11 protein-coding genes are annotated in these 12,169 nt (G+C 60.2%); 8 read left to right on the top strand and 3 right to left on the bottom strand.

What is annotated here, in order from left to right; genetic code table 11:
- Positions 1-11: 11 nt before the first annotated feature.
- The 5 genes from DW823_RS08430 (at position 12) to DW823_RS08410 (ending at position 4,384) form a co-directional block, all read left to right on the top strand.
- On the top strand, positions 12-1,280 hold the full coding sequence (locus tag DW823_RS08430) for a class II D-tagatose-bisphosphate aldolase non-catalytic subunit (protein WP_055251764.1): 1,269 nt from the start codon (positions 12-14) through the stop codon (positions 1,278-1,280).
- Positions 1,281-1,405: 125 nt separating this feature from the next.
- A complete protein-coding gene (gene fsa / locus DW823_RS08425) occupies positions 1,406-2,089 on the top strand; it encodes a fructose-6-phosphate aldolase (RefSeq protein ID WP_117757862.1) in 684 nt (227 codons plus the stop codon).
- Between the two features lie 62 nt (positions 2,090-2,151).
- On the top strand, positions 2,152-2,982 hold the full coding sequence (locus tag DW823_RS08420; RefSeq protein ID WP_117817835.1) for a transketolase: 831 nt from the start codon (positions 2,152-2,154) through the stop codon (positions 2,980-2,982).
- Complete coding sequence (locus DW823_RS08415) at positions 2,982-3,920, top strand: transketolase family protein (RefSeq protein ID WP_117817833.1); 939 nt, start codon at positions 2,982-2,984, stop codon at positions 3,918-3,920. The genes DW823_RS08420 and DW823_RS08415 overlap by 1 nt, the downstream gene beginning before the upstream one ends.
- An 11-nt stretch (positions 3,921-3,931) precedes the next feature.
- A complete protein-coding gene (locus DW823_RS08410; RefSeq protein ID WP_117817831.1) occupies positions 3,932-4,384 on the top strand; it encodes a PTS sugar transporter subunit IIA in 453 nt (150 codons plus the stop codon).
- A gap of 317 nt (positions 4,385-4,701) precedes the next feature.
- Here DW823_RS08410 and DW823_RS08405 read toward each other — a convergent pair whose 3' ends face one another.
- Positions 4,702-5,580, bottom strand: coding sequence for an ATP-dependent sacrificial sulfur transferase LarE (locus DW823_RS08405; protein WP_117817829.1), 879 nt, complete (start codon positions 5,578-5,580; stop codon positions 4,702-4,704).
- A 168-nt stretch (positions 5,581-5,748) separates the two neighbouring features.
- On the opposite strand from DW823_RS08405, the gene DW823_RS08400 reads away from it, so the two are divergent.
- Entirely contained in the window at positions 5,749-6,399 is a 651-nt protein-coding gene (locus DW823_RS08400; RefSeq protein ID WP_158557018.1) for an HAD family phosphatase, read from the top strand.
- 113 nt (positions 6,400-6,512) lie between these two features.
- Here the strand turns inward: DW823_RS08400 and DW823_RS08395 are convergent, their stop codons facing one another.
- Complete coding sequence (locus DW823_RS08395; protein ID WP_233506196.1) at positions 6,513-7,625, bottom strand: LacI family DNA-binding transcriptional regulator; 1,113 nt, start codon at positions 7,623-7,625, stop codon at positions 6,513-6,515.
- Between the two features lie 330 nt (positions 7,626-7,955).
- Between DW823_RS08395 and glmS the strand changes: the two genes are divergently transcribed.
- The gene (glmS, locus tag DW823_RS08390) at positions 7,956-9,803 is read left to right on the top strand and encodes a glutamine--fructose-6-phosphate transaminase (isomerizing) (protein ID WP_117817016.1); all 1,848 of its coding nucleotides are present in this window, start codon (positions 7,956-7,958) and stop codon (positions 9,801-9,803) included.
- A gap of 285 nt (positions 9,804-10,088) precedes the next feature.
- On the opposite strand, the gene DW823_RS08385 is transcribed toward glmS, so the two are convergent.
- Complete coding sequence (locus tag DW823_RS08385; protein ID WP_118081719.1) at positions 10,089-10,790, bottom strand: GntR family transcriptional regulator; 702 nt, start codon at positions 10,788-10,790, stop codon at positions 10,089-10,091.
- A 193-nt stretch (positions 10,791-10,983) separates the two neighbouring features.
- On the opposite strand from DW823_RS08385, the gene DW823_RS08380 reads away from it, so the two are divergent.
- Positions 10,984-12,018 (top strand): YeiH family protein, encoded by a 1,035-nt coding sequence (locus DW823_RS08380; RefSeq protein WP_118081717.1) that lies wholly within the window; start codon positions 10,984-10,986, stop codon positions 12,016-12,018.
- The last annotated feature ends 151 nt before the right edge of the window (positions 12,019-12,169 follow it).

Here is a 12,169-nt window from a genome sequence, read left to right as displayed (position 1 = left end):
AGGAGAACAAAATGTCCAACCTCACCATCCGCCAGGCCGTTCAGGGCATGCTCAAGCTGCAGGATAGCGGCGATCACGCAACCATGGTCGGCATTGGCCCCATGAGCCCCAACCTGATTCAGGCCGTGTTCGAGCTTGCCAAGGACGAGGATTTCCCGCCCATGTTTATCGCCAGCCGCAACCAGGTCGATATGGACGAGATGGGCGCCGGCTACGTTAACGGTTGGGACCAGACGCGCTTTGCCGCCGACATCAAGAAGGTTGCCGACGAGGTGGGTTACACCGGTCCGTACTACCTGTGCCGCGATCACGGCGGTCCGTGGCAGCGCGACGAGGAGCGTAATGCCCACCTGCCCGAGGACGAGGCCATGGAGCTCGCCCGCAAGTCCTTCGTCGCCGACATGGAGGCAGGCTTTGACCTGCTGATGGTCGACCCCACCAAGGACCCCTATCAGATCGGCAAGGTTATTCCGCTCGACGTGGTGCTTCGCCGCACGATCGATCTTATCGACTACCTTGAGCAGTACCGTCGCGAGCATAATCTGCCCGAGGTTGCCTATGAGGTCGGTACCGAGGAGACCAATGGCGGCTTGACCTCTACCGATAAGTACGAGGAGTTCATTTCTCAGCTGCAGCCCGAGCTCGAGAAGCGTGGCTGCCCCATGCCCACCTTTATCGTCGGTCAGACCGGTACACTCACCCGTTGGACCGAGCAGGTCGGTCACTATAACTTTAAGAACGCCCGCGAGCTCGCCGACATGGCCAAGCGCTATGGCGTGGGCCTGAAGGAGCACAACGCCGACTACCTGGATGACGCGACGCTGCTCGAGCACATTCCGGCTCACGTGACCGCTTCCAATGTTGCTCCCCAGTACGGCACCGAGGAGACCCGCGCTTACCTCAAGCTCTGCGCTACCGAGCAGATTCTGGTCGACAACGGCCTGTGCGACGATCCCTCCGACCTGTATCACACGCTGCTGGTCAAGGCTATCAAGACCGAGCGCTGGCGCAAGTGGATGACCGGCGACGATGTCAACCTGCAGGTTGACGACATTCTGGCCGACGACGAGCTCAGCCTGAAGATTCTGGATGTCTCCGGTCACTACGCCTTTAACGATCCCGAGGTCAAGGAGCAGGTCGAGAAGCTCTATCGCAACCTCGCTGCCCAGGACATCGACGGTAAGCGCTTTGTGATCGAGCACATCAAGCGCCCGATCAAGCAGTACGTCGTCGGTCTTAACCTCAAGGGCGTCACGAGCCGCATCGAGAAGGCTCTCTAAGTAGCTTTTCCTACACGACGCCGGGCCTGGGGCATGTCCCAGCTGCAGGCCCGGCACATAGGACAAAGGGACATCCCCTTTGTCCTATTTTTTGAGTTTTGGATTCCTCCGAAGGAGTTTGCACCATGAAGTTCTTTATCGATACCGCCAACCTTGACGAGATCGCCGAGGCCAAGAGCTGGGGCTGCCTTGCCGGCGTCACCACCAACCCGTCCCTGTACGCCAAGACCGGCGGCAAGCTGGCCGACTTTGAGCCCCACATGCTCAAGATCGCCGAGCTTTGCGAGGGACTGCCCGTGTCCGCCGAGTCCACCGCGACTACTGCCGAGGGCATGATCGAGGAGGGCAAGCGTCTTGCCGCCCTGGCTCCCAACATCGTGGTCAAGCTCCCCGTCTGTGAGGCCGGCCTCGCCGCCTGCCGCGCCCTGGCCGATGCAGGCGTGCGCGTCAACATGACGCTTGTTTTCTCGCCGACCCAGGCCCTCATGGCCGCCAACGCCGGTGCCCGCTACATCAGCCCGTTCGTCGGCCGCTTTGACGACATCGCCGAGGACGGTATTTCGCAGCTCGACAACGTTGTGACCTGCATTAAGAACTATGACTGGACTGGCAAGAACGTCGACGACACCGTCGAGATCATCACCGCATCCGTCCGCACGCCCAATCACGTGACCCAGGCGGCGCTGCTCGGTGCCGATATTGCGACCGTCCCCATGGCTGCTCTTAAGAAATGCCTGCATCACCCGCTGACCGACCAGGGCCTTGCCTCGTTCGAGGCCGACTGGAAAAAGGTCGTCGAGGCACAGTAACGATGGTTCTGCCGGCCCAGCATTTGTTATGCCGGGCCGGCGTGCTCAAGAGAGGAAACTCCATGACCGATCAGGAACTGGCCAAGATTGCCAATGAGGTTCGCCGCGGTATTGTCACGGGTGTCCACGCTGCCAAGTCGGGGCATCCGGGCGGATCGCTTGGCGCCGCCGACATTATGACCTACCTCTACTTTGAGGAAATGGATGTCGACCCGGCGAATCCGAGCTGCGCCGAGCGCGATCGCTTTGTGCTCTCCAAGGGACACTGCGCTCCGGCACTCTATGCCGTGCTCGCCGAGCGCGGGTTCTTTCCCAAGGAGGAGCTCGAGACGCTCCGTCATATCGGCAGCCGCCTGCAGGGCCATCCCAATATGAATGACACTCCGGGCGTCGACATGTCTACCGGATCGCTCGGTCAGGGTATCTCCGCCGCGGTTGGAATGGCGCTCGCCGCAAAGCACTGGGGTGACAGCTACCGTGTTTACACGCTGCTGGGCGACGGCGAGTGCGAGGAGGGCCAGGTGTGGGAGGCGGCCATGTTCGCCGGCAACCACGACTTGGATAACCTCGTTGCTATCGTCGATCACAATGGCCTGCAAATTGACGGCAGTATCGATGAAGTTAACTCGGCTATGCCGCTTGCCGACAAGTTCCGCGCCTTTAAGTGGCATGTGATCGAGCTCGCCGACGGTAACGACATGGCGCAGATTGCCGCCGCCTTTGCCGAGGCTCGCAAAGTGAGTGCCTCGCCCGTGGCCATTATCGCCGAGACGGTGAAGGGCAAGGGCGTCTCCTTTATGGAAAACCAGGTGGGCTGGCATGGCAAGGCACCCAACGATGAACAGTTTGAGCAGGCCATGGCCGAGCTCGCAGCAGCAGGGGAGGAGCTCTAATGGCAGACGTCAAGAAAGTTGCCACGCGCGTTAGCTACGGCGAGGCACTTGTCGAGCTGGGCAATGAGCGCGATGACTTTGTGGTCCTCGATGCTGATTTAGCCGCCGCCACGCAGACCGGTAAGTTTAAGGCTGCGCACCCTGAGCGCTTCTACGATGCCGGCATTGCCGAAAGCAACTTGATGGGGCTTGCCGCCGGCATTGCGGCCACGGGCCACGTCGCCTTTGCGAGCACCTTTGCCATGTTCGCCGCCGGTCGTGCGTACGAGCAGGTGCGCAATTCCATCGGCTATCCGCACCTCAACGTCAAAATCGGCGCCACGCATGCGGGCATCTCGGTCGGTGAAGACGGCGCTACGCATCAGTGCTGCGAGGACATCGCGCTCATGCGCACTATTCCGGGTATGACGGTGATCGTTCCCGCAGATGACATCGAGGCTCGTGCTTGCGTGCGCGCCGCCTATGAGTTTGAAGGTCCGGTCTACATGCGCTTCGGCCGTCTGGCAACACCGGTCATCAACGACCGCGAGGACTATGAGTTCAAGATTGGTCGCGGCGTGGTCGTGCGCGAGGGGTCCGATGTGACCATCATCGCCTGCGGCCTGATGGTCGCCGAGGCGCTTGAGGCTGCCGAGGCGCTCGCTGCCGATGGTATTGACGCCGAGGTCATCAACATGCACACGATCAAGCCGCTTGATGAGCGCCTGGTGGTTGCCAGCGCCAAGAAGACTGGTCGTGTGGTCACTGCCGAGGAGCATTCGATTATCGGTGGTCTTGGCGAGGCCGTGGCCTCGGTGCTCGCGGAGCAGCATCCGGTGCCGATGCGTCGCGTCGGCGTGCGCGATGTGTACGGCGAGTCTGGCCCTGCGGTCGATTTGCTGCACAAGTACGGTTTGGATGCCGACGGCATCGAAGCTGCGGTCAGGTCTGTGTTGTAAGGAAGGTTTCCATGGGATTTGTATCTGCCAACCAAGTGACGATTGGGTATATCGCCGCCTCGCGCGAGGACGCCCTGCATTATTTGTCCGAGCAGGCCATCGAGCTCGGCTTTGCCGATGACGCATCTGCCGTAGAGGCTGCCTTTATCGCTCGCGAGAACGAGGCCGAGACCGGCCTTGTCGCCGGTTTTGCCGTTCCGCATGCCAAAAGCGACGCGATCCACACGCCGGGCGTTGCCGTGCTTAAACTGGCCGAGCCCGTTGAATGGCCGAGCTTCGATGGGGTGCCCGTCGATGTTGCGCTCGCGCTGTACGTGCCCGCCGGCGAGGCTGGAACCACGCATCTGCGTCTGCTCTCCAAGGCTGCCGTGATGCTGATGGACGCCGGCTTCCGTGACAAGGTGCGCGCGAGCACCGATCCCGTTGAGATTGCGGAGCTCATCAATAGCGGACTCGAAGACTAGAACGGTCATCCCGTTCAATCAATCGATCCTTCTCCAAGGAAAAGGGCCGCGACGCCATATAGGCGTCGCGGCCCTGCTTGCGTTTCCCCAGATAAAACCTGCCAAAACAAACCTGTCCCTTTTTGGTAGGTTGGTGACAGTTTACTTATGTAGATCAGGTTGAGCATACGCGAGCGAGCGGGCGTCGGGTGCGGCAAGGTGACGTGAAACAAGCGGGCGCTGACCTTTTGGTCGCGCCCGTGAAGTTGAGCGTCAGATTGCCGTGCCCGGGGCCTGCGCAGCGCCGAGCGGTTACGCCGTTTGTAAAACGGCGTAACTTATAGGTTCATGTTGCCGTGGATGTAGGGGGTGACCTCGGGGGAGATGTGACCGCAGCCCAGCTCGCGCAGCGCGGACTCGATGGCGGCGGGCAGCGGGGTCTTGCCCTCGGCATCGACGGTACTACCGCCTAGAGCGGCAATCTTGGTGATATCTGCGGGAACGGCCTCGATATGCATGCAGCCGCCGACCAAGCGCGCGCGAACCTGCGCCAGGTCAAGATCGTGCAGGTAGTCCTCGCAGGTACGGATTAAATCGATCTTATCGCGCGTAAGCTCCTCGCCCGTGGGGACGCGCGTGGCAAGACAGGCTCCCGCCGGCAGGTTCCAAACGGGATAGCCCCATACGCGCAGCAGCTCGCGCTCTTCGTCCTTGGTAAAGCCGACCTCCATGAGAGGGGAGCGTACGCCGAGCTCCTGGGCGGCGCGCATGCCGGGGCGATAATCGCCGCGGTCGCTTGCGTTGCTGCCATCGATGACGGTGAGAAAGCCGAGCGACTTGGCGTGGTTGACGATAGCGGTAAAGCCGGCATGCTTGCAGTGGTAGCAGCGATTGGCATCGTTGCAGGCTACTTGGGGGAGCTGCAGCTGATCGACCGAAAGATTGAGCACGGGGAGCTTAAAATGCGGCCCCTCATTGGCTTGTCCATCAACGGAGCGCTCAAACGAGGTCTGTTCGGGCGTGCCGATGAGCGGCGTGGTGAGGTGAACGAGAAGCGTGTCGGCGGGCATGATACGGGCGCAGACCGCGGCCAAAAAGCTGCTGTCGACGCCGCCGGAAAAGCCGATGGCGACGCGACCGTATGCCAAAAGCAGCTGCTCGAGCGCTGCGAGTTTGTCCTGAAGCTCCTTTGTGGACGCGGTGCTATCTGAAAACATGAAACGTTCCTTACCGTTGAGTACTCGGTCGAAAACTATAATCCTACCGAGCAGCTCGCCATAAGACTTCTATCTATGTAACGGAAGTTCAATATGCTATATACGTTATATACAAGTTTGTAAAGTGCGGTAGAGTGGCGGTAACGCAAGCCGATGAAGGGGACCGAGATGATTAAGGCTGTTATTTTTGACATGGACGGAACGCTGGTCGATACCGAGCGTTTGGGCATTAAGGCATGGAAAGCGGGCGCTGCCGAGCTTGGGGTCGCGATTGATGATGCGCTGATCCATCAGTTTATCGGTCGCACGCTGCCCGATGTCATGGACATTCTTGAGGCGCATTACGGCAGCAGAGAAACCGCTGAGGCGATCTATCATCGCCACAAGGAGATTCGCGACGAGATAGTTAAGACCGATTTGGAGCTTAAGGCCGGTGCCGCCGAGTGCATAGACGAGCTGCTGGCTGCGGGCTATCACGTGGGCCTGGCGACGTCGTCGCGTCTCGTTACGGCCGAGCGCAACCTTAAGATGGTCGGTCTTTTTGACAAGTTTGAGACGGTGACCTGCGGCGAGGACGTCGTGCACGGTAAGCCCGACCCCGAGATGTATCTGCTCGCCTGCGAGCGCGCGGGCTTTGCTCCCGAGGAGTGTGCCGTGGTCGAGGATTCGCGCAACGGCTGCGTCTCGGGCATTACGGCCGGTTGCCACGTCTGTGTCGTCCCCGATATCGTGCCGCTGCCGCAGGACGTGGTGGACGGCTGCGAGGCCGTGCTCGATACGCTGTTCGATCTGACGGCGGTGGTCAAGGCCGTGCGCTAGACAATTGCGGTGTTGAAACGAGCAATTACCCACGTTTGCGCTTAAGCAAAAGGGGCCCGGCAATGGTCGGGCCCCTTTTGCTTAAGCGGCGACTTAGCATACTTGCGGGCGTGCTATAGATACGCGCCGAGGTTGATGGCCGTGGCGTCGGTCTGGGTGCTTGCCTGGGTGCTGGCGCGCTCCAGTAGGAACGGACGTACCAGTTCTTGGCGGTTGATATTCTCGGTGGCCGTGACTGCGGTGACGGTGCGCGCTGCAGAGCCGACGCGGATATGCTTGGTCTTTGCCGGGGCCTTGTTCTCGATTTGCTCCATCAGCAGTTGGACGCCCTTGCGGCCAATTTCGTAGCCCGGGGGCGCTACCGTAGTGAGCGGGACCGATCCGCTCCAAGCGAGCGGGTTACCATCGCAGCCTGCTACGCGTACTTGCCCGGGGACAGAGATGCCCTTGTCGACCAGTGCCGAAACGACGCCAGAGGCCAGCACGTCGGTTAGACCGACGACAAAATCGGGGCGTTCGTCGGCGGGACGCTCGGCGATTTGGTTGCCGATACCATAGCCGTCGGCCGCCGTGTTCCACTCGCCGGCGTCAATGACTTCGATCTTGATGTCGGGATGTAGGGCGAGCGCCTTGTGAATGCCAAGGACGCGCAGGGTGAGTTGCATAAATGCTGCTCGGCCGACGACGACAATATGGCGCGCGCCACGGGCGATGGCGAGTTCGGCAATGATGCGACCCTGGGCCTCGTTGTCGGCCGCTACGTAGTAGCCGGGCTCGGAGCAATGGATGTCCAGATGGACGATCGGCACGGGCATCTTGGTCATGGCGGGGTGCCAGTCGGGGGATGCCATGGGCTGAACCATAACGCCGGACATCTGGGTGCCCATAAAATAGCGCAGGTAATGGTCCTGGAGAATATCGTCGTTATCGGCGTTGGCGATGAGCAGGTCGTAGCCGTGCTTGCGGGCCTCGTTGTGGGCGCCGCTGGCGATTTGGAGCGAAAAACCGTGATCGAGACGGGGGAGCACCAGGCCAAAGGACTTGGTGGCACCGCCCGCGAGCTGACGAGCGCTTTGGTTGGGCAGGTAGCCCAGTCGATTGATGGTTTCGTTAATGAGCTTGAGGGTCTCGGGACGCAACTTTTCGGGATGGTTGAGCGCGTTGGAAACTGTGCCCAACGAAACCCCGGCTTCGCGCGCGACGTCGCTGATTTTAACCTTTGCCATAGCGGCCCCTTTGATGCGTTTCAAGTACAAGCCAGATTGTAGCATCGCCCGCCCCTGGGGTGGCAAAACCTGCCAATTAGGGACAGGTTTATTTTGGCAGGTTTTATCTGGGGAAACGATGCTGCCAGACCAAGCCACCACAAAGGTGCCTGTTCCCATTGTGGTGGTTTGGACCGGCTGGACGTGTGTGCATCGGGTGGTATCTAAGTTGGGATACCACTTCTGGTATATCAGCTTGCGTCTGCGTGAGTACAATACTCGAACGTTATACGTCTCAGCGCCCCATGTGCGTGGACGTTTTGCAGTCACGCGGACGAAGGGATTTATCCTATGTGCGGAATCGTCGGCTACACCGGCTCTGATATTGCAAAGAACATCCTGGTCACGGGTCTTAAACGTATGGAGTATCGCGGCTATGACTCCTCGGGCGTCGCACTCGAGGTGGGCGAGGGCGCCGCGGCGCACCTCGACGTCATCCGTCGCGTGGGCAAGGTCGCGGGCCTGGAGAGCGAGCTTTCCAACATCGACAGCGACGCTACCTGCGGCATCGGTCACACCCGCTGGGCTACCCACGGCAAGCCTTCCGTCGTTAACGCCCATCCCCACACCAGCTGCGATGGCCGTATCGCCATCGTCCACAACGGCATCATCGAGAACTTCGCCGAGCTGCGCGAAGAGCTGGAGGGCCGCGGCCATCACTTTAAGAGCGAGACCGATACCGAGGTCTTCGCGCATCTGATCGAAGAGGCCTATGCCGAGACGCACGACCTGATGGCTTCCGTGCGCGAGGCCTGCACCCACGTGGTGGGCGCCTATGGCTTGGCCGCCGTGTGCGCCGACGAGCCCGGCGTGATCGCCGTGGCCCGCAAGGATTCCCCGATCGTAGTCGGCGCGGGCGAAACCGGCTCTTATGTTGCTTCCGATGTCATCGCGCTCATCGACGCAACCCGCGACGTCGTGGTGCTCGAGGACGGCCAGTTTGCCAAGCTCACGCCCGCAGGCGTCGAGTATACCGACGAGGCCGGCAATGTGATTGAGCCTAAGGTTACCCATATCGACTGGGATCTGGACATGGCCGAAAAGGGCGGCTACCCCGACTTTATGCTCAAGGAGATTCACGAGCAGCCGCGCGTCGTGCGCGATACCCTGGTGGGCCGCATGACCCCCGCCGGTGAGCTTGATATCGATGAGCTGGGCCTTTCGCTCGAGGAACTCAACGATATCGACCGCGTCTACGTGATCGCTTGCGGCACCAGCTACCATGCCGGTCTCATTGCCAAGAACCTTATCGAGGGCTGGGCTCGCATCCCTACTGAGGTTGAGGCGGCCAGCGAGTTCCGCTATCGCAATCCCATCATTACGCCGACGACGCTTGTCGTTGCCGTGTCCCAGTCGGGCGAGACGGCCGATACCCTTGCCGCCATTCGTGACGCGCGCATCAAGGGCGCCAAGGTCTTCGGCATCACCAACGTGGTGGGCAGCCCGGTGGCGCGTGAGAGCGACGGCGTTATCTACACCAAGGCCAACAAGGAGATCGCGGTCGCCTCGACCAAGAGCTTTATCGGCCAGGTCGTGAGCCTGACGCTTTTGGCTCTGCTGTTGGCGCAGGTCAAGTACCGCTTGACCACCAAGCAGGCGCGTATGCTGTTCCGCGAGCTTTCCGATACGGCCGAGCAGATCCAGTGGATTTTGGATACCCAGACCGAGTCCGTGCATGAGGCCGCCCTGCTGTGCAAGGACGCGCAGTCGGCGCTGTTCGTGGGCCGTGGCATGGGTGCCGCTATCTCCTACGAGGGCGCGCTCAAGCTCAAAGAGGTCAGCTACCTGCACGCCGAGGCCTACGCCGCCGGCGAGATGAAGCACGGCCCCATTGCCTTGATCGACCCGGGCTTCCCTGTCATCGCCGTGGCCACCAAGAGCGCCACCTATGACAAGACCGTGTCGAACCTCATGGAGTGCAAGGCGCGTGGCGCCAAGGTTATCGTCGTTGCCACCGAGGGCGATGAGGAGATCAACAAGATTGCCGATTGCATCATTCGCGTGCCGGCCGTCCGCGACGTGTTCAGTCCCATCACGGCGAGCGTTCCGCTGCAGCTGCTCGCCCGCGAGGTGGCCATCCTGCGCGGTTGCGACGTCGACCAGCCTCGTAACCTGGCGAAAAGCGTTACTGTCGAGTAATTGTTGTTCCGCCGTTCTGCCGAACGGCGGACCGGTCGACGCTGCGCGAGCCGCATTCACGCCAATCTGACGTTCAATTTCGAGGGCGCGACCAGAAGGTCAGCGCCCTCTCATTTCACGTCACCTTGGCGCAAATGCGGCTCGCTCACTGTTGACGACTGACATCGAGTGCTCTGTTGTCGAAACGCGCCAACAACAAGGCCCGGCTCCGTTGTGGCGGAGTCGGGCCTTGTTGCATTTGCCCAGATAAAACCTGCCGAAATAAACCTGTCCCTTTTTGGCAGGTTAGCGGAGCTTGCTGGTCTCGAAGTACTTGGGATATTGGTCCAGGACCTCGGTCTGGTTGCGGAACATCATATGCAGGTGCTTGCTGACCAAAAAGCTCGCCTCGATGGGGTCGCGGCCGGCGATGGCTCGGCGGATTTGCTTGTGCTCGTTAACAATCTCCTGATTGTCGAGCCTCTGCGTGGCGGCGCGCAGCCAGCGGAAGCGCTCCAGGTCGGCATTGGTCGCCTCGAGCCACGACCACACGGTGCTGCGGCACGCGATGCTAAAGATCATGCGGTGCATGAGGTTGTCGCTTAAAAAGAATCCGATGCGATCCTCTTCGGCCATGGCCTTTTCCTGCAGCGCGATGGCTCGGTCGAGCTGCTCGATGCCTGCCGAGGTGGCACGGGCGCAGCACTCCACAATTACCTGTTTTTCCAGGTGTTCGCGAATGTAGCAGGCGCTCTCGGCAAAGGTGAGGTTGATGGGCGAGACATAGGTGCCGCTTTGGGGCACGGTGCGCACCAGGCCCTCTTGCGCCAGACGCACCAGTGCCTCGCGCACAGGGGTGCGCCCCATATCCAGGTCGTCGCAAAGCTGCTTGACGCCTAGCTTTTCGCCCGGCTTGTAGTCCAGGTAGACGATTTTGCGTCGAATGGTGTGGTAGGACTGGTCCTGTAGGCTCGTTTCCTGCTCGCCGACGTGCATCGATTCTTCCATAGTGCCTCACAACCGTTCTATCACACTCATATATCAGCTGTTAATTATGCCGCGAATCAGCTCTCCGCGGCGGGTAATTCGGCTGTTGCCCAAGAACTATTGCGGCATCTTAGTCTGTATTTGCGCAGGGCTGTGCCCAATGTTGCCGTATCATAAGCCGTCGCAAACGTGAAATAGAAAGAAGGAATCCCATATGCAACTGGCAAATATCGTACGCGAGCGCTGGAAGGGCGTCTTGTTCTGCCTCATCATCGCCATCCCCGCGACGTTGTTTGGCAAACAGATTGAGGTGGTCGGTGGGCCGGTATTTGCCATCCTCTTTGGCATGGTTCTGGCGCTTGTCTTTCCCAAGAATCGCCGCGAACAGCTCGCCGCCGGTGTCACCTATACGTCTAAAAAAGTCTTGCAGTACGCGGTTATCCTGCTTGGCTTTGGCATGAACCTCTCGCAGATTCTGTCCAAGGGCGCCCAGTCGCTGCCGATTATCGTGGCGACGATCTCGACCTCGCTTGTCATCGCCTTTGTGCTCTGCCGCGTTATGAACGTGCCGGGCAAGATCGCGACGCTTGTGGGTGTGGGCTCGTCGATTTGCGGCGGTTCGGCCATCGCTGCGACCGCGCCCGTTATCGATGCTGATGATCGCGAGATTGCCCAAGCCATTTCGGTCATCTTCCTGTTTAACGTTATCGCGGCGCTCGTGTTTCCGACGCTCGGCGGCATGCTCGGGCTGACCAACGAGGGCTTTGGCCTGTTTGCCGGCACCGCCATCAACGACACCTCGTCCGTAACGGCTGCGGCGAGTGCCTGGGACAGCATGCATCCCGGCGCCAATGTGCTCGAAAGCGCCACAGTGGTTAAGCTCACCAGGACGCTGGCCATTATTCCCATTACATTGGCTCTCGCATGCTGGCAGATGCATCTGGCGCGCAAGGCCGGCGGCGACGCCAAAAGCACGTTCTCGCTTAAACGTGCGTTTCCCATGTTTGTGTTGTTCTTTGTGCTGGCGAGCGTGATCACCACGGTGCTTCAGCTTCCTGCATCTATTACGGCGCCCATCAAGGAGCTGTCGAAGTTCTTTATTGTGATGGCCATGGCGGCTATTGGCTTTAATACCGATATCGTCGAGCTGGTCAAAAAGGGCGGCAAACCTATCGCATTGGGCTTTTGCTGCTGGATTGGCATTGCATGCATGAGTTTGGGAATGCAGCACGTGCTGGGAATCTGGTAGAGAAGTAGCTGATTTGCGTGTTGCGTGCTGGCGAGCGCATTCTCACGGTGGAGCGATAGGAGCTCTTGCGGGTATGGCTTGTCCGCAGGTTGATAGGTCCCGAAGAGCTCTTATCGCCCCGCCAGGATGGCGATGCGGGGCAATTCATATA

The sequence above is a fragment of the Collinsella sp. AM34-10 genome, assembly GCF_003469185.1.
Classification (GTDB): Bacteria; Actinomycetota; Coriobacteriia; order Coriobacteriales; family Coriobacteriaceae; genus Collinsella.
This window is presented reverse-complemented; position numbering and strand designations above follow the sequence as displayed.